Source organism: Acinetobacter sp. SW-226 (assembly GCF_055632855.1).
In genome coordinates, this window is the sequence record NZ_CM145752.1 from 1,279,711 (window position 1) to 1,298,745 (window position 19,035).

14 protein-coding genes and 1 pseudogene are annotated in these 19,035 nt (G+C 37.8%); 7 read left to right on the top strand and 8 right to left on the bottom strand.

Annotation, left to right across the window (positions count from 1 at the left end; translation table 11 throughout):
- Nucleotides 1–71: 71 nt before the first annotated feature.
- The 3 genes from ACZ8ZH_RS06135 to ACZ8ZH_RS06145 all read right to left on the bottom strand — a co-directional run bounded on the left by ACZ8ZH_RS06135 (nucleotide 72) and on the right by ACZ8ZH_RS06145 (nucleotide 3,317).
- Complete coding sequence (locus ACZ8ZH_RS06135; RefSeq protein ID WP_119062932.1) at nucleotides 72–719, bottom strand: peroxiredoxin; 648 nt, start codon at nucleotides 717–719, stop codon at nucleotides 72–74.
- Between the two features lie 559 nt (nucleotides 720–1,278).
- Nucleotides 1,279–2,649: a sensor histidine kinase gene (locus tag ACZ8ZH_RS06140; RefSeq protein ID WP_119062931.1), complete on the bottom strand. Its 1,371-nt coding sequence runs from the start codon at nucleotides 2,647–2,649 to the stop codon at nucleotides 1,279–1,281.
- Nucleotides 2,646–3,317 carry a response regulator gene (locus ACZ8ZH_RS06145; RefSeq protein WP_119062930.1) on the bottom strand — a complete coding sequence of 224 codons (672 nt, stop codon included), beginning with the start codon at nucleotides 3,315–3,317 and terminating at the stop codon, nucleotides 2,646–2,648. Before ACZ8ZH_RS06145 ends, ACZ8ZH_RS06140 begins: the two co-directional genes overlap by 4 nt.
- 109 nt (nucleotides 3,318–3,426) lie before the next feature.
- Here ACZ8ZH_RS06145 and dsbD point away from each other — a divergent pair, with 109 nt between their 5' ends.
- The 3 genes from dsbD to dsbG are packed head-to-tail and all read left to right on the top strand — an operon-like array spanning nucleotide 3,427 to nucleotide 6,905.
- Nucleotides 3,427–5,313 (top strand): protein-disulfide reductase DsbD, encoded by a 1,887-nt coding sequence (gene dsbD / locus ACZ8ZH_RS06150; RefSeq protein WP_119062929.1) that lies wholly within the window; start codon nucleotides 3,427–3,429, stop codon nucleotides 5,311–5,313.
- The gene (locus tag ACZ8ZH_RS06155; protein WP_119062928.1) at nucleotides 5,310–6,146 is read left to right on the top strand and encodes a TlpA disulfide reductase family protein; all 837 of its coding nucleotides are present in this window, start codon (nucleotides 5,310–5,312) and stop codon (nucleotides 6,144–6,146) included. The genes dsbD and ACZ8ZH_RS06155 overlap by 4 nt, the downstream gene beginning before the upstream one ends.
- A gap of 12 nt (nucleotides 6,147–6,158) precedes the next feature.
- The gene (gene dsbG, locus ACZ8ZH_RS06160; RefSeq protein WP_119062927.1) at nucleotides 6,159–6,905 is read left to right on the top strand and encodes a thiol:disulfide interchange protein DsbG; all 747 of its coding nucleotides are present in this window, start codon (nucleotides 6,159–6,161) and stop codon (nucleotides 6,903–6,905) included.
- Between the two features lie 119 nt (nucleotides 6,906–7,024).
- On the opposite strand, the gene ACZ8ZH_RS06165 is transcribed toward dsbG, so the two are convergent.
- From ACZ8ZH_RS06165 to ACZ8ZH_RS06185, 5 genes are all read right to left on the bottom strand, one after another.
- Entirely contained in the window at nucleotides 7,025–7,957 is a 933-nt protein-coding gene (locus ACZ8ZH_RS06165) for an IS5 family transposase (protein ID WP_119063205.1), read from the bottom strand.
- A gap of 229 nt (nucleotides 7,958–8,186) precedes the next feature.
- Complete coding sequence (gene hemG, locus ACZ8ZH_RS06170; RefSeq protein ID WP_119062926.1) at nucleotides 8,187–8,717, bottom strand: menaquinone-dependent protoporphyrinogen IX dehydrogenase; 531 nt, start codon at nucleotides 8,715–8,717, stop codon at nucleotides 8,187–8,189.
- A 685-nt stretch (nucleotides 8,718–9,402) separates the two neighbouring features.
- Nucleotides 9,403–10,335 (bottom strand): IS5 family transposase, encoded by a 933-nt coding sequence (locus ACZ8ZH_RS06175; protein WP_086207772.1) that lies wholly within the window; start codon nucleotides 10,333–10,335, stop codon nucleotides 9,403–9,405.
- 189 nt (nucleotides 10,336–10,524) lie between these two features.
- The gene (locus ACZ8ZH_RS06180; protein WP_213069981.1) at nucleotides 10,525–11,889 is read right to left on the bottom strand and encodes an amidohydrolase; all 1,365 of its coding nucleotides are present in this window, start codon (nucleotides 11,887–11,889) and stop codon (nucleotides 10,525–10,527) included.
- A gap of 587 nt (nucleotides 11,890–12,476) precedes the next feature.
- The gene (locus tag ACZ8ZH_RS06185) at nucleotides 12,477–13,706 is read right to left on the bottom strand and encodes a GGDEF domain-containing protein (protein ID WP_119062924.1); all 1,230 of its coding nucleotides are present in this window, start codon (nucleotides 13,704–13,706) and stop codon (nucleotides 12,477–12,479) included.
- A gap of 290 nt (nucleotides 13,707–13,996) precedes the next feature.
- Here ACZ8ZH_RS06185 and ACZ8ZH_RS06190 point away from each other — a divergent pair.
- From ACZ8ZH_RS06190 to kdpC, 4 genes and pseudogenes are all read left to right on the top strand, one after another.
- Nucleotides 13,997–14,517 (top strand): annotated as a pseudogene (locus tag ACZ8ZH_RS06190) (hypothetical protein).
- A gap of 144 nt (nucleotides 14,518–14,661) precedes the next feature.
- Nucleotides 14,662–16,359 carry a potassium-transporting ATPase subunit KdpA gene (kdpA, locus tag ACZ8ZH_RS06195; RefSeq protein ID WP_119062923.1) on the top strand — a complete coding sequence of 566 codons (1,698 nt, stop codon included), beginning with the start codon at nucleotides 14,662–14,664 and terminating at the stop codon, nucleotides 16,357–16,359.
- A 16-nt stretch (nucleotides 16,360–16,375) separates the two neighbouring features.
- Nucleotides 16,376–18,388: a potassium-transporting ATPase subunit KdpB gene (kdpB, locus tag ACZ8ZH_RS06200; protein ID WP_119062922.1), complete on the top strand. Its 2,013-nt coding sequence runs from the start codon at nucleotides 16,376–16,378 to the stop codon at nucleotides 18,386–18,388.
- A 9-nt stretch (nucleotides 18,389–18,397) separates the two neighbouring features.
- Nucleotides 18,398–19,033 carry a potassium-transporting ATPase subunit KdpC gene (gene kdpC, locus ACZ8ZH_RS06205; protein WP_119062921.1) on the top strand — a complete coding sequence of 212 codons (636 nt, stop codon included), beginning with the start codon at nucleotides 18,398–18,400 and terminating at the stop codon, nucleotides 19,031–19,033.
- Nucleotides 19,034–19,035: the final 2 nt, after the last annotated feature.

Below are 19,035 nucleotides of genomic sequence, written 5' to 3' on the forward strand. Positions count from 1 at the left end.
TCATTATAAAAAAACATGAGGCTAATAGCCTCATGTTTTTTATATTTTAAAGTAAATAATCACTTTAAAAATTATAGCGATTTAGTACTGTAGTACCAATCTACATAATTATATCCTTCAGATTTACGTGTATCTGCAGCTTCCATTGTTGCTGGTGGTGGTACAATTACTTCTTGGCCAGGTTGCCAATTTTCTGGTGTAGCCACTTTGTATTCATCAGAGGTTTGTAACGCTTTAAGTACGCGAAGAAACTCATCAATACTACGTCCATTACTCATTGGGTAATAAACCATTGCACGTAAGATACCTTCAGGATCGATAATAAAAGTGGCACGAACAGCGGCTGTATCACTAGCACCTGGTTGGATCATGCCATAAGCTTTAGCAACTTCCATTGAAAGATCGGCAATAATCGGGAATGGAATTTTAATACCAAAGTTTTCTTCAATACTACGTGCCCAAGCAATATGTGAATGTACACTATCAATTGATAAACCTAATAACTCACAGTTCAATTCCGCGAATTGTTCAGCACGTGTTGCAAAACCCATAAATTCAGTAGTACAAACAGGGGTAAAATCAGCTGGATGTGAAAACAGAACTAACCATTTACCTTTGTAGTCTTCTAAACTTTTCATGCCATGGGTGGTTTTGGCATTAAAATTTGGTGCTGGTTTATTTAATTGAGGGAATGTTACAACTTCATCTAGGTTAGACATATAAAGTCTCCTTAGTGGGGGTATTTCGAATAAAAAAACCTTTGGATAACCTGAATCAATCCAAGATTGCATACTACTTTGAAGAGAAAATAGTTTTGTAAACCCCATATTTTATAGAATTAGATTTGCTAATGATGAGCATCAATCAGCTCGACAAATAATGTAGATATCTTTTTGAGGAGGTTTCTTTAGGACAATCTCTGAATCGAAACTCTGATTAACTATTAAATGATATTGTGCAATTTTCATTTTAAGTATACCTCTTGAAAAATTAATACACTTATCTATTGATGCTTCTTGAGATTCTTCTCGCTCACGATTACCTATAAGAATTAAGTCTTGATCAAAATTTTATAAGAAAACCTGTATGTCGATTTCCTTAATTTTAGTTTTGCTTCTTTGATTAGATTTTTGAAGATCTTCATTTTTGACCTATATTATTTAAATTACACTTTTATAATATATTGTTTTGTGAATTAATCCACTTAACTTTAATTGTTATTTTATTAAATTTTTATTGTTAAAACCGATTATTAATTTTGGATTTACACCTATTAGACTACACTTTTGAAGCTTCTCGAATTAGGGCAACTAATCCTGTGGGTATGTTATGCTTAAAAATTATCGTAAATTCTTGTCTTTGAAGAAGTAGTTTTATTAATGGTAACCCTAAACCATGCCCAGCATTTTGCGAAGATTTACGCCAGAAGCGTTGTGTTAGTAAACCAAGTTCATCATCACTCAAACCATGACCAGTATCCGCAACCACTAAATCCTCTTTGTCCATATACACTTGAATCGGGCTTTTAGATTGTGCATGTAAATAAGCATTTTCAATGAGGTTTTTAAGTACAATCCCCAAAGTAGCGTAAGATAGATTGATTAAAGATAGACTTTTCCAGTCAATATTGAGATTTTTTGAAAGATTAGGATATTTCTGCTCAAGTTCAGAAATGACGTGTCGCAGGGCTTGGGCAACGTCTGTGGATTCCATTGAGATATGTTTAGGTTGTATTTCAGTTTTGCTCAGTAATAGTAGTTGTTCAAGTAACTGCTCATAACGCTGAATACTTGTTTCTGCCTGTTTGAGATTGAAGTCAATTTTGCCTTCTGTTTGTCCTGTCTGGCTCAGTATAAGCTGACTAAGTTGAACATGTGTCTTAATTGCGGTGAGTGGACTACGTAATTCATGAGCGGCAAAGGCACTAAAGCTTTTTTCATTTTCAAGACTTTGATGCAGGTCATATATCAGTTGTAGTAAACCATCGACAAAGGGTTGAATCTCTTTAGGAATATTCTGAGTTTTTAATTCTAGTAAATAGGTCGCTGCATCAGATAAATGCTGTTTCTTGTGGCTCAGGTGTCGTGCAATCTGGTCTAAAGGTTGAAACTCAACCCGAATAATCCATAAAATTAAAAAAATACATAAAATCAAGGTAATGATTAGAGGGATCAATACTGATTGTAAAATTTGTTTGAGCAAGGAGTAGCGTAACTGCAACCTTTCCGCAGCAACCACCTGTATCTGTCCTTTTTGTAAGACATAACTACGCCATTCAACATCATTTTCTGACCATGTACTCAGCCCTATTTTTCGTGTACTTAGACTTTCAGGTGAACCTTGTGTTTTAGCAATCACCTGATGATTGGAGGAAACATTGGAACTGAATAATGAGACCTGACAAGCAATCAAATTTTGAGTGCCATAGTCTTGCTGTATTGCATTTGCTGTATTGGCAATTTCATCAACAGGGAGTTGCTGAATTAAACGGGCAACCATATGGGCAGAAGCGGACAGGCGTTCATCCAATGTATTTTGTAGTTGTTTTTCCAGTTCAAAATAAAGCCAGCAAAATACCAGTGACCACAAGATAATAAAGACCACTAGAATGATGGAAACCAGTCGCCATTTTAAACTATAGCTTCTCATGTACTTTGCTCTGGTACTTTAAGCATATAACCTACACCCCGAATGGTCTGAATTATATCAGGATGAATCTTTTGTCTAAGGTGATGGATATGCACATTCAATGCGTTGCTTTCAATACTGTCCTGATAACCATAAATTTTATCAATCAATTGCTCTGTTTTTAACACTTGATTGGGATAAAGCATAAAGGCTTCCAGCAAACTATATTCCCGTCTGGATAATGTGAGGAGTTGTCCTTGATAATGCGCCTGTTGCGTGTCCTGATGAATCTCTAATTCACCAATATGCAGCACATTTGAGGAGTAACCACGATTTCGTCTTGCCAAAGCATGGACTCTGGCAATCAGTTCCTTTAAGTCAAAGGGCTTGGTCAGATAATCATCTGCCCCGATATTTAAGGCCTCGACACATTGCTGGGTTTGATTACGTGCTGTAAGCACCAGAACAGGTACTTGAATTTGATCTTTACGCCATGTATTTAACAAATCAAGACCATCCTGATCAGGCAAACCCAAATCCAGTAAACATAAATCAACCGCACTGTTGCGAATAAAATAATCCGCAGCTTTAGCAGTATCGACATGCTCAACTGAAACATTCAGGTAATCCAGTGCAGCAAGAATACTCTGGGCAATATAGGGATCATCTTCAACAAGTACGACAAACATGGTATTTCCTCATCTAGCCCACTTATTTTACAAACAAAAACAGCCCTTAATGTTCTGTTAATTTAGCGTCCCTGATAATGCTCTGAATGTTAAGTTTAGATAAGCTCGTATGTTGATTAAACCATTTATAGCGATTGTATTGGGCATAGCCACAACATCGATATATGCAAATCAGGATTTTTTGCCACCAGAACAGGCATTTAAATTTCAGGCAAGTTCTCTATCTGAAAAAACAGCCGAGTTAAAATGGGATATTGCCCCTCATTATTATTTATATCATGACCAATTTAAGGTGAGTCTAGATCAGCAGAATCTGTCTTTAAACTTACCCAAAGGGCAGGAAAAGGATGATCCAACTTTTGGTGTAACCAATGTGCACTACAAACAGGTGCTGACCCAACTGGATGTAAAACCAAACAGCCGATATACAGTCAGTTGGCAGGGTTGTTCGGAAGATGGCCTATGTTATCCCGTACAACGTACCACAATCACGACTGATGCTGCTGGACTGCTTCCACAACAAAATTCAGAAACAAAGTTCTCTAATCTTGCAGCTTTAGTCACTCAGGAAAATACATCAGAAGTAGCGCCAGAATCTGAAGAGCAAACTGTTCAGGAGAAATCGAATCCTGAAACTTCTTCGACCTTACAGGAGGCTGAATCAGCCGTACTTCTTCATGATAAGGTACAAGAGCAGGCGGAAACTCAGCCACAAACAGCATCATTGAGTGATGACTGGAATAATGATCAATTCTTTTTAAACCTTTTGTCCAATCAAGGTATCGTTTTTAACATTATCCTATTTTTAGGACTGGGTATTCTACTTGCCTTTTTACCTTGCTCATTACCTTTGATTCCTATTCTTTCAGGCATTTTGGTGCAGCGCAATAAAGGCTATAAAGCTGCCATCATCGCATTGACCTTTGTACTCAGTATGGCATTGGTCTATGGACTTATGGGTATTGTGGTTTCACAAATTGGTTATGGTATTCAACGCTGGTTTCAAAATCCTGTATTCATTGGCTTATTTGCCCTGATGTTTATTGTATTTGCGTTGAACTTATTTGGTTTATATCAACTGTCCTTACCACAGGGTTTATTACAACGTTTAGACCAGATACAGCAACGCCAAAAAGGTGGAACACTGCTGGGTGCTGGAATTATGGGGGCAGTTTCAGCCCTGATTGTTGGTCCCTGTATGAGTGCACCATTGGCAGGGGCTTTGCTCTATGTCTCTTATCTTGAACATAGTTTACTTGGTGGATTCTACCTATTCTTACTGGGTCTTGGGATTGGGATACCTTTATTTATCGCCAGTGTCTTTGGAGCTAAGTATCTACCCAAACCTGGTTTATGGATGGATCGATTAAAATTTAGTTTTGGCTTTATCATGCTGGCAATGGCGATATATTTTGCTCGTCCTTTATTGCCTTTAACTTTCTACTATGCAGGACTTGCCTTAATTCTGATTACAATGGCGGGATATTTACTGGGTATTTTACGCCATATTGTCCATATCCCTTATAAAGCTGCCATTCTGGTTTTGATCTGTGGCTGTGCTGTGAGTGGGATTTGGCATATCAATCAAGCGATTGCAAATGTCAAGACCACAGAAAGTGAGTCACTTCAATCGTGGATCATTGTTAAAAATCAACAGGAACTGAATCAGGCGTTAGCTACACATACCAAAGATACTATTGTACTGGACGTTTACGCTGACTGGTGTGTTGCCTGCCAGCCTATCGAAAGAGATGTTTTACCAAGAACTGATGTTCAGGATGCGTTGAAAAATGTAACCCGCATTAAACTGGATTTAACCCAGTATGAAGCTTCGCAAGACATCATTTTAAAACAATGGCAGATTCTTGGTCCACCAACGGTATTGTTTCTTGCACCTAACCAGAAAGAGCAGCGTGATCTTCGTCTCACAGGAACTTATACCGCTCCACAACTAATTCAGAATATTCAAAAATTAAATGAGGAGAATCAACCTTGATTTCTTCCCAAGCATTGCATCTGGGTATGTTCATGCTGCCGTGGTCACTATTGATTTTACTGTCTGGACTTGTTGGTGTATGGTTCATTGGGAAATATTTTAAGCAACGTCATCAATGGAGTGATTCAACTTGGAAGTGCTATAAGGATTCCTTATGGACTGCACTATGGATTGGCTTATTTGCCGCAAGACTTGTATTTGTGCTGATTCATGCTGATTTATATTTGGCTCATCCAATAGATATTCTTAAGGTTCAGGATAAAGGATTTAACCTTTATGCAGGCATCATTGCAGGTAGTGGCTGGTTTATCTGGAAAAATCGCTTATTAAAATTGCCTGCATTGGTAAGCAGTTTTCTATTGTTTATCACAATACAGTTTGTGGGAATCAATTTACTCAATCATTGGAATGCACAGCAACACTATCCAGATTTAGCATTTAACGACCTCAAACAGCAACCACAATCCATGACTCAATTTATTGGTAAACCTACTGTCGTGAATTTATGGGCAAGTTGGTGTCCGCCTTGTCATCGTGAAATGCCTGTGTTGTATCAGGCACAGCAAGATTATCCAGATGTTCAATTTGTCATGCTTAACCAAGGTGAAACACCTGAAGCGATTGTGTCCTATCTACATCGTTATCAATTGAATTTTAACAATGTCCTGTTTGATCCTCATGGGGAAATGCCTCAACACATGAATATGTATGGCTTACCCAGTACCTTATTTTTTAATGCACAAGGACAACTTGTGGAACGTCATCTTGGTGAATTAAGCCAAGCCATGCTCAAGCAATACCTGCAAAAAATTACTTATCCATCAAATCAATAGAGGTGTAACCTGATGAACGCTCATTTAAAGTTAATGTCTGGCTTAATATTATCCCTGAGTGCCGCTCAGACATTTGCTGCTGTACCCACAATTAAGCAGCAATTGGAAAAAGAGGGCTTTAGCTTTGTAAAACAGATAGAAGCCCCTGCACAAATGACGGGTTGGGCAGGACATATGCAACAGAACCCTGCAACAGTCTTTATCTCCAATGACCAGAAATATTACATTATTGGTGACTTACATAATGCCAAAGGAGATAACGTTACTGTTGATGCCCTAAATAAGCATGTTAAACAATCCGTATTGGATGATGTCTGGAAAAGTCTGGGTAAATCCGCTTATATTCAGGATGGCAATGTTAATGCACCCCGTATTGTTTATGTGTTTTCTGATCCAAACTGTCCATATTGTCATATGTTTTGGGAAAAAGCCCGTCCTTATGTAAAATCAGGAAAAGTCCAGTTACGTCATATTCAAGTGGCAGTGATTCGTCCAGAAAGTAGAGGACAGGCAGCAACATTACTTGCTGCTACAAATCCAGCAAAGGTTTTTGAAGAATTCAATACGGCTAAAGGGAAGCATAAGTTAAAAGAAATGAAACAAATCCCAGCGAACATTGCTCAAAAAATTGAAAGTAATGAGGAAATGATGACCAAGTATGGTTTTTATGCAACACCTGCAATGATATGGAAAAATAGTAAAGGTCAAATGGAAACTGCTTCTGGCCTGCCAAAAGATTTGAAAGGAATTTTTGAATAACAGTATATCCATTATTAGCTATTTTATTTTCATTTTTGATGGTTTAATCAATTGTATAACTTATAAGGGCTTTGTTGCATAAAGGTTTGAAAGGCTGAGCTCCGCTAAGTGAACCAAGTTTAAGTGGTAACTTGGGTATGAGGGCGACCGAGCTCTGTGAATTTATTCAAGACTGCTATGCGTGCATGAATCTCATTCACCTGACTAGGGAAACTCCTTGCTGTTAATTTGTCGCCTAATAATTTGATGCAATGCATCTTGGTTTCCACCAAACTTCGACGATGATAACCAGACCACTTTTTCCAAAGGGATCTTCCCAGCTGTTTGATTGTTTTCAATAACTCATTCCGCTCTATAGACCTTGCTTGCTGATCTGTCCATGGCTTTGCATTCTTTCTAGGTGGAAGGACCGCATGTGCATCTCGATCTAAAATGACTTGTCGGCAGTGCTTTGTGTCATAAGCACCTTCTGTATAAACAGAGTCAATTCGCTCATCTGGTGGAATTTGATCAAGTAGATCCCCAAGTACTTGTGAATCACTGACATTATTTGTGGTGAGTTGTACAGCACGTATTTGAAGGGTTTCAGCATCTATAGCAATATGGAGCTTACGCCATTGGCGACGATACTCTGATCCATGTTTCTTGCGTTTCCACTCACCTTCACCTAGAAACTTCAAGCCAGTGGAGTCCACGAGTAGATGTAGCCCATCGCTACTTTTTTGATAGCTAATCGCAATATCAATATGCTTTTGTCTGCGACAAAGGGTGGAATAATCTGGCGCTGTCCAATCTAATCCGCAAAGTTTAATCAGGCTCTGAACAAAACCTGTAACCATGCGTAAAGAGAGCCGGAATAGAGATTTAATCATTAAGCAGCATTGAATAGCTGTATTGGAATAGGTTTGATTTCGACCTTGTTTGCCTTGTGATTGTGCATACCACTGAGTCTTTGGATCAAACCAAACGGAAATATTACCTCGGTTAATTAAAGCTCGATTATAGGATGACCAGTTGGTTGTACGATAGATTTTAGGAGTAGGCTTATTCATTTTGAAATTATATTGCCCAATAAGCATTTTATGCTAGGTTTGTGCAACAAAGCCGTTAGGCATTTAGAGATTTGTTTGTGCATCAACGCTGCTAAACTCAAGTTTATATTCTTAAGATATATGCTTCTTTATTAGCCTAGAGATTCTGACAAAAAAGCCGATAACTCATATTCTGGTAATATCGACCTAAACAGGATTTAGATTATTAGAAAATAAATAGAGCTTAAATTTAGATATTTTCAGCAATTTCTTTACTGAAAGAATCAACTTTCGCCCAATTTGTAAATTCATATTTTTTAGAAGTATTTGTTGGTCCGTTTGTAATATACATTATGAACTGTATAATTATTCGGTCGTACCATGTGTACTCAGAATACAATATTGCACCTGCAAAGATTGAACAAACCTTTGGCGTCCATCCAGATTTTTTCATAAAATTGAGAAAATATTTATCACTATTTGGGTTATCTTTACCAGATTTTCTGGCTGTAGCACAAACTGAAAAAAAACCACTATTCATAAATTTTAATGTATCTAGATTTTTGGAAACAAATTGGTACAAAGATTTTTGAAACTTTCCATATCTTATACTTGCACCTACAAGAACAAAGTCATAATTAGTTATATTGATATTTTGAGCCTTATCAATAGAAAGGATATCAATAGTATTATTCTCAGCATCTAAGTTTTCTTTAATTTTTTTTGAGATTTTTAATGTTTGGCCATTGACAGATGAAAAAACGATTAAAATTTTACTCATATTCTAAACTCAATAATTTTATACAAATGTACATTGTTTTTTGTACGAATAAAATATATTTTTATAATATATTTGATTAATTTGAGTTTATTTACGAACTTAATTGCGATGTTTATATTTGAGAATATGCCTTATTATGCTGAGTACAGTTAATGAAATAATTCTATTAAATCAATACTTTATTTTCTTTGGTGGCGTGCTTGCTAAGCAATTGAATAAGTAGAAAACTAGATAGATCTCCTTCTGCCTACTAAGATTCAATTATTTTAATATCTGCTCTATGTTCATTAGATAAAACTATGCTGACTATGTTATTTGACTGATTCATGACAAAATGAAACTTATAATCAAAGAATTACCTTATTGAACTATTATGATGCTGTACTCCAGAAACTTAATTTGAACCAGATATTAATAAGTATAAATATCTTAATTTGGCTTTTGAAATAAATAAAAAATGAGAAAATTATTGAGTAGTAAAAAAAGTAGTAAAAAATAATAAATATAATTTTTTTGTTTTTTATTACAATAACTTAAGATTTAAATTTGACTGTCACCGCTTCCGCCAAATTTTGAAAAAAGCCCTTGTATTTGCAAGGGCTTTTTTCTTGCCTGTAGTTTTACCCCTCAACCGGCTTTGTTGCATAAACATTCAAAAGCTGAGTTTTCCCCAATCCATTCAAATTTAAGTGACAACTTGGGTGTGAGGTCTACCTAATTCCATAAATCTATTCAGAACTGCCACACGCGCATGAATTTCATTGACTTGACTTTGAAAATGTCTTGCCGTCAGCTTATCTCCTAATAATTTGATGCAATGCATCTTGGTTTCCATCAAACTGCGACGGTGATAACCCGACCATTTTTTCCATAGGGTTCTGCCTAAATGTTTAACCGTTTGAAGTAACTCATTTCGTTCTATTGAACTGATTTTAGAATCTTTCCATGGCTTGGCATTCTTTCTGGGTGGAATTACTGCATGTGCTTGACGATCTGAAATCAATTGTCTGCAGCACTTCGTGTTGTACGCCCCATCGGTATAGACAGAATCTATTCGCTCATCTAGTGGGATTTGATCCAGTAAATCACCTAGTACTTGTGAATCACTGACATTATTTGTCGTAAGCTGAACGGCACGTATTTGCAGTGTTTCAGCATCTATAGCAATATGCAGTTTACGCCATTGCCGACGGTATTCAGGCTGATGTTTCTTACGCTTCCATTCGCCTTCACCTAAAAATTTTAAACCCGTAGAGTCGACGAGTAGGTGTAACCCATCACGACTTTTCTGATAGCTTATCGCAATATCAATATGCTTTTGTCGTCTACAGAGGGTGGAGTAATCTGGTGCTGTCCAATTTAAGCCACTGAGTTTAATCAGGCTTTGAGCAAAGCCAGTGACCATACGTAAAGAAAGACGGAATAGAGATTTGATCATTAAACAGCATTGAATCGCTGTATCGGAATAAGTTTGATTTCGTCCGTGCTTGCCTTGTGGTTGTGCATACCATTGGGTCTTCGGATCAAACCAGATTGAAATATTCCCTCGCTTGATTAAAGCTTGGTTATACGAGGACCAATTGGTTGTGCGGTAGATTTTAGGTGCAGGCTTCTTCATCTGGAAATTATATTGCTGAAGAAGCCTTCAAGAATAGCTTTGTGCAAGAAAGCCTAACGAAACTATCACTGTACAATACCGTTGTCGACATTAATCCTCGATACAATTTAGAGTCGTTTTAAGTTCGGAAAACAATTAAATAATAATGAAAAAATCAGTTTTTCTTGATCATTTAAAGAGCAATTTAATTTAAGATTGTGTTGTTTCATTAAAGATAGCTAACATTGATGTAATACCAGCTTTAGTCCCGTATGGAATTGCGGATAGATCAATTTCAAAGTCTCCATTATGTGCATTGAATGGTAGTTTTTTTTGTTTAAAGGCTTCGATAAAGCGTTTAGGCTCGGCAATACCAACATTAATATAACTGTATGCATATTTTGGATTATGAATCACTAAGTGATGAACATCCTCAGAACCCATTACAGATGGGAGAACATTCTCATCTAATAAATATTTGGGATTTTCTATTAGTCCTGAATTTGATAATGCATTTTGAACTACTTTGGTTAGAGCTATGTCATTATTTAAAGGTTGAGCCCAGCCTTTAAATGCAATTGTTGGATACTTGTCATTTGGCATATTATAAGCATAAGCAATACTTTCATTGATTCGCTTAATACCGTCTATCATTAACTTTCGGTCATTTTCATTAAACCAACGTAAATTAATTTTTAGCAATGCGGAAGCAGGGATTACATTATTATTGCTTCCAGCTTGCACAGACCCAACTGTAATTACTGCAGAATTTTTCGGGTCAATTCCTCGACTGATAATGGTTTGGTATTGAGTTATTGCAGTTGCGGCCATGACGATAGGATCTTTGGATAAATTTGGGGTGGAGCCATGTCCCCCAATGCCATGAAATGTCACATCAAATTGATCTGTACCTGCCATGCGGACACCTGTCGCTGCTGCAATTACGCCAACTGCAACTGGTGCAGCGTGAATGCCGAATAGGTAGTCAGGAACTGGAATTTTATGTTTTGTATATAAACCATCATTTACCATTGCCTCTGCACCTAAGATCGGTTCTTCTGCAGGTTGCCCAATAAATATGACCGTTCCTTTCCAGAGGTTTTTATGCTCAGCAAAAAACTTTGCAGTGCCTAGCATCCACGCCACATGAGCGTCATGTCCACATGTATGTGCAACGGGTGTTTCAGATCCATCCTCTAATTTCACTATTTTTGTACTTGCATATGGCAGACCAGTTGTTTCTTTAACTGCATTTGCATCCATATCTGCGCGGTACATGACAACAGGGCCGTCCCCATTTTTCATGACAGCCGCCACACCAGTTTTACCAATTTTCTCAGTGGTTTGATATCCATAGGATTTTAATTCTTTTGCAACGATTGTCGCAGTTCTAGACTCCATAAAGCCCAGTTCAGGGTTTTGATGAATATCCTTGAATATTTTGACAAATTTCTCATTATCTTGGTTGACACTTTTTTCAATGAGGTATTTAGTCTCTTGTGCATAGCTATTGCTAAACAAACTTAATCCGAAACTCAATATCATTAGGGGCTTTATCGTCTTTATACTTAACATGTTCTTATCCATTTTAGGTTTTTGTTTTGATGATTCTTATGTTTAATTTTTAGTTCGAAAAAGTGCAATTTACAATACTTTTTTGAATAAAATATGTTCAATTTTACAGATGTAAATCTAAAGTCCATGAATATAAGTTTATTCTTATGGGAAAAGCAAAGCTTAAAATTCAGTAATTCTAGGTTATTGCAGATCATAAGGTTTAATCCAGACATAAAGACTACATAGGGTTTTACCTAAATGTGTGGCAACCTTTGCTCAGCTCTAATTTTTATCAGTCACTTACTTGACTACTTCAATTTTGAATTCTTTAAGATGATTTTGCAGCGTTATATTCGATTACTTTTCAAAAGAAATTCTAGAGCTCATTGAAAGAGTTACAACTTAATCTAGATGATTAGCTGAATTTCTATAGTACTGACGTAACCTATCAGGATAAGGAGTGCAATGGCAGATGGGCAGTATTGCTGTGCAAGATTGAAACATTAATTGCGAGCAAAGGTTATTGGAATTTAGCTCAAATTTCATTTGATAGTTTTAATCAAATATTGGCAGTTGTTAGCTCAGGTTTGAGCTAATACACCCAGCTACAAAACTTGATGACTTTCTTTGTATGACGTACTCAGGTGAAATTGATTTTTTCCATTGCTTTTAGCGATATATAGGGCGTGATCTGCATGAGCAATAAATTCTGAAAGGCTATTATTCAAGTTAGGAATGATAGTTGCGACCCCAACGCTCACTGTCAGATATTTGGAAATACTGCTCTGTGGATGAATAATTCCAATTTCATGTATGCGTTCCATTAAGTATTTCGCTTTAATCAGAGCTTGATCTTCATTTGTTAAAGTGAAAAGTAATAGAAATTCTTCACCTCCATAGCGAGCAACAAGATCATTATTTTTTGAAGGTACTGAATTTAGTATATTAGCAATCTGCTTTAAGCAATCATCACCATGAAGATGACCTAATGTATCGTTATATTGTTTAAAGCAATCAATATCTACCATCATGATTGTAATGGGTGTTTGGTGAATTATTGAGCGATTCCATTCATTTTCGAGAACTTTGTCTAAATAGCGTCGATTAGCTAAACCTGTTAAGGGGTCATGATTTGATAATATTGAAAGTTGTTCTGTTTGGTGTTTAAGTTCTATTCTGTTTAATTCGATCATACAATTTTGCAAATAATTTTCTCGATGTTGGCGATCAATTGCATAAGCTAAAGCCATACCAAGAAAGCTACTGAATGTATAAGTTCGATTTAAAAAAGTCCAATCAATAGAGATGTTTAGCCATGTAGTTACAATTATACCAATTAAACCACCACACCAACCTGCAATCACAGCAGTATAAAATCTCATCCCGACAAAACCATAAATAATAACAATTGCATACATCATTGCAGCATGAAAAAGTACATTATTTTGACCTTGTTCCAATACATTGATTAATGTGAAAGTAAGAGCGACAGACCCTACAGATCCTAGACAAACATAATGTTCAAACCATTTATTCATTGTTGGAATAAAAGAAAGAAACCATGCGAAAAAAATGATTAAACCGACCCAACCATAAAACATGATCCATTCAGAACGTATTTCGGTTGGCAATATTTGGTAGGTCCCTATACATAGATACAAATATAGTCCTAAAATGATAGGGGCACGATAGCGAAATTCCAAAGCCGCCCCATTTCTGTATAGGTTTTTATAGATCGTCTCTAGCCCTTTAGGGAATCGAACCAAATTTAGTCCGCGAGCAATTAAAAGATCAATTTGCTCTTGTTTGAATAGTGTTGATGCTTCCAGTTTCATTCTATTTTTTATCCCCCCCAATATTTTTATCTTAAACAGGGATTACGCTTATATAAAATTACACTTAATTAATGAAAGTGTGAACTGTATGAAGAAAAATAATAACTTATAGTTAAAATAAGGACCCAAGAAAGCTATTTTTAGTTTTACTGTTTAACAAGAAAAATTAGCGATTTTATGGATAAGTGTACGATATTAGCCTAAATCTAAGCTAAGAAATTAGCTTGAAGCAGAGAAGGGTCAAAGATATTGGTTTCGGTTACTACACTCGATTCATAGCCACAGTCCTGATGTTTGACAGTACCCCATTATTTTGTGTAATGGGTGATGAGTTCCTTACATTTGAAACTATCTATTGGAAATTTTTAAAGCAGAACTCCTCATATTGCAGAATTCGTTGTGCTTAGCTCAGTATTTCCACAATTATCTTTACGGCGCTAAATCCTGACGATAGTTGCCTATTCAAAAGCTTGTTATGTGAGCAGCGTATGTTTCACCTGATGAATACATATCAACTGGCTATATTTAGTGATGAACTTAAATACACTTTAAAGAGCACAAGATAGATTTAATGAGCTATCAGCGTAGCAATATGTAATCTATTTCGTTGATTGAAAGGTGATAAATATGATCTAAGCCAATGCAATAAAATAAAAAATTTATTCAGCGTGCTCAACGGGGCATACACTTTGGTCACGAGCAAAACTTGAAGTTTTTAGGCTATTGGGTAGGAATTTATGCATGTTTATGTGCTTATCAACTCTGTCATAAAAATAAGCCGATGATTCATGCTATGGAGGCATCAGCTTAAACAGGTTGCGAGTTTTGATGTATTTCTTGATGGATTATTTTAAATAAATTTACGCAAAATTTACGCGTCTTACTTTTTTCAATATAGAGAATTTACGCTCTTAATTTCCATACTAAAGCTGACCTATTTTTAATGGCATATGCTATGTGGGAATTTATTTCAGTATTTATCCTTTCATTGCTGCTGGCTTATCCGTTAGGACACTATCTTGCGGATGTCATGCAAACCAAACCAATGAAGAGTGATAGCTTCTTTAAGTGGATTGAACAACCGATTTACGCGGTTCTCAATGTGAAGCAAGTGGGTATGAACTGGCGACAATATCTAGGTGCTTTTGTACTCAGTAATATCTTGTTGTTAGTGGCGAGTGTCACTATTTTAATGACACAGGCATGGCTGCCATTGAATCCTGATCATATTCCAAATATGAATTGGGACTTGGCTTTACATACTACCATTTCATTCCTGACCAATACCAATCAACAGCATTATTCAGGACAGGCACAACTGTCTTATCTATCGCAAATGACGGTAATTGTAGGATTGCAATATTTGTCGCCAATAATGGGGCTTGCTTTATTAGTCGCCATGTTAAGAGCATTATTTTTACAATCAACTCAACAACAAGACCTAGATCAAAACAAATGGAATCGCATTAATCTGGGGAATTATTGGATGGATATCATTCGACCATTATTTAGATTCTTTATTCCACTTGGTTTAATTTTTTCTTTACTGCTCACTTTTCAAGGTGTGCCAGCAACCTTATCTGCAGGGCCAACAGCGCAGGTTTTAGATCAAAGTTCCGAGGTACAAACACAACATATTCCGCTCGGTCCTGTTGCGCCCATGGTTGCAATTAAACAACTGGGCAGTAACGGTGGCGGTTGGTATGGCCCAAACAGTAGTGTGCCTTTAGAAAATCCAACGCCACTATCCAATGTGATTGAGATGATCGCGATTTTACTGATTCCACTTTCTGCGGTGTTTATGGTTGGGCGTTTTATTCAACGTAAGAAACTGATGTGGATGATTTTTGGCAGCATGTTGTTGATGTCACTTTCTGCAACGCTATTGAGCCTATGGGCTGAAAAATCTTCGCTCACTCCAAATACTGCTTTGATGGAAGGGAAGGAAATGCGTTTCGGTGCGGAAGCATCGGCATTGTGGGGAAGTTTGACCACACAAGTGAATAACGGCTCGGTCAATATGATGCATGACTCTGCCTCACCACTGACAGGATTGGTTGAGCTGTGCAATATGCTGATTAATGCCATTTGGGGCGGTATCGGCTGTGGTCTATTACAGTTCTTTATTTACCTATTTCTCGCAGTATTTATCGCAGGTTTGATGACAGGGCGTACCCCTGAATTATTTGGGCGAAAAGTTGAAGTGACTGAAATTAAGTTATTGGCCTTCGTGATTTTATTACAACCCGTGGTAATTCTTGGTCTGACGGCGATTGCCATAGCATTTCCATCCATTACAGGGAATTCAAATCCAGCGTTTCATGGTATTAGCCAAGTGTTTTATGAGTATGTCTCTGCCTACGCCAATAATGGCTCTGGTTTTGAAGGCTTAGGCGATAACACTTTATGGTGGAACCTGAGTGCCAGTGTGGCTTTATTGGCAGGGCGTTATAGCGTGTTGATTATTCCAGTTTTGATCGCAGTGAGTTTAGCAACCAAACCGCAAGCAGCCGAAAGCAAGGGTTCTTTACATATTGAATCTCCAACTTTTGCGTTGACCTTGATTGGGATCGTGCTGATTCTGACCTTGTTGCAATTCATGCCAGTGTTGGTGATTGGGCCAATTGCTGACTATTTGTTGATAAAAGTTTAAGCGTGGAGCAAGCACAATGAAACATTCAAATACGACACAACAGATGGATATCTTGAATAAAGAAATTATTCAGCAAACTTTCCATAAATTGCTGCCTCAACATGCGTTTAAAAATCCAGTAATGGCATGTGTCTGGGTGGGAACAGTTTTAACCCTTGTTGCCACTTTGATGGGAAATACCAGTTTAGGTTTTGGTTTAGTCCTAAGCTTGATTTTATTGGTCACGGTCTTATTTGCCAATTATGCCGAGGCGGTTGCAGAAGCCAAAGGACGTGGACAAGCTGCATCTTTACGTCAGGCACGTGAAAATTTAACCGCAAATCGTATCCTCGATTTAAATGCTGTACCGACAGTGATTTCTGCCAATCTACTTAAAAAAAATGATCTAGTCATCGTTAAGGCAGGTGAAATTGTTCCTGCGGATGGCGAGATTATTCAGGGTTTTGCGACCATCAATGAATCAGCCGTTACAGGTGAGTCTGCACCCGTACTACGTGAAGCCAATACCGACCGTTCAGGTGTGATTGGTGGCACTAAGGTCTTGTCGGATGAAATTATTATTCGAGTCAGTAATGAGGCAGGGCATAGCTTTTTAGACCGCATGATTGCCTTGGTGGAAGGTGCCAACCGTCAAAAGACACCGAATGAGATCGCATTGAGTATTTTACTCAATATTATGACCATCACTTTTATTGTGGTGGTGCTGACCTTACCTGTGATTGGTTCAATGGTCGGGATCAAAATCAGTATGGTCTTGCTGATTGCACTGTTGGTCTGTTTGATTCCAACCACGATCGGTGGTTTGCTGCCTGCAATTGGTATCGCAGGGATGAACCGTGCTTTAAAAGCCAATGTCTTAGCCAAATCAGGTAAAGCCGTTGAAGTTGCGGGTGATATTGATGTGTTATTGTTGGATAAAACAGGCACGATCACCTATGGAGATCGCCAAGCCACCGCTTTTTATCCATTGGCAGGTGTAACCCCAACCGAGTTGCGTCAAGCAGCAATGCTCACTTCTTTTGCCGATCCAACGCCTGAAGGGAAATCGGTCATCAGCCTTGGGAAAGAGTTAGGTGAAAGTATCCAAGAGCCGAAAGATGCTGAGTTCATTCAATTTAGTGCCTCAACTCGTCTTTCAGGAGTAAATCTAGCAACTGGACAAACGATTCGTAAAGGTGCTGTGGACGCGATTCTTAACTTTACCCATCAAGAAATCAAAGACAACATTGAGCTGAAAACCCGTGTAGAGCAAGTGGCTTCTAAAGGTGCAACACCACTTGTGGTGGCTTCAAATCACAGTATTTTAGGGGTGATTGAACTCTCAGATGTAATTAAACAAGGCATTAAAGAACGCTTTGCGCTGTTACGTGAGATGGGTATCAAAACCATTATGGTCACGGGAGACAATCCATTGACTGCGGCTGCGATTGCGGCTGAAGCAGGGGTGGATGACTATATTGCAGAAGCGAGACCTGAGGACAAATTGGCTTGTATTCGTAACGAGCAAGCAGCAGGAAAATTAGTCGCAATGGTCGGTGATGGTACCAACGATGCACCTGCTTTGGCGCAGGCAGATATTGGTTTAGCCATGAATTCGGGTACGCAAGCAGCCAAAGAAGCTGGCAATATGGTGGATTTGGATTCTGATCCAACCAAATTGCTAGATGTGGTTGAAATTGGTAAACAGCAATTGATTACTCGTGGAGCATTAACCACTTTTTCGTTGGCAAATGATGTCTCTAAGTATTTTGTGATTTTACCTGCATTGTTTGCCGTGGCGATTCCACAACTTGGAGTACTGAATATTTTACAGCTTAGTAGTCCAAGCAGTGCCGTGATTTCAGCTTTGATCTTTAATGCTTTGATTATTCCAATGTTGATTCCATTGGCTTTAAGAGGAGTGCAATTCAAACCCGCCAGTGCTTTGCAATTGTTACGCCGTAATATGCTGATTTACGGTGTCGGTGGTGTGATCTTTCCGTTTATTGTGATCAAGCTGATTGACCTTGTTGTGTCATTGTGGATTTAGGAGTTGGAAATGAATACTTTATTGAGTCATGAGCAATTGAATCAACAGGACTTGGCATTATCTAGTCAAGGACATTCAGTCCTACGTCCGAGTCTTGGTTTAATTGCAGTTGGTTTCTTGATTGCAGGCATGTTGTACGCTACAGCAAGTGTCTCGATTGCGCAGTTGATCTTTCCCAAACAAGCCAATGGTAGTGTCATTGAACTGGATGGTAAAATTATTGGTTCAAGTTTGGTAGGACAAAACTTTGTTAGTGAACAATATTTTCATGGACGACCAAGTGCTGTAAGTTACAATGTCGATGGCATGGCAGGCAGTAATTTGGCGGTTTCTAATCCTGATTTACAAACACAAATTAAAGAACGAACAGTGCAATTTGCACAAAATAATCAGATTACTGAGCAACAAGTGCCAAATGAGATGGTGACGGCTTCAGGAAGCGGGATTGACCCAGATATTTCACCTGAAAGTGCTTTATTACAGGTGAAACGTGTGGCACAACAACGTCATTTGCCTGAGCAGCAAGTTCGTGATTTGGTACAACAACAAATTCAGCCTGCACAATTCGGTGTATATGGGCAAGTGCGGGTCAATGTGCTACAGCTAAATTTAGCCTTAGATCAATTGTCATCGACCACACGTTGATA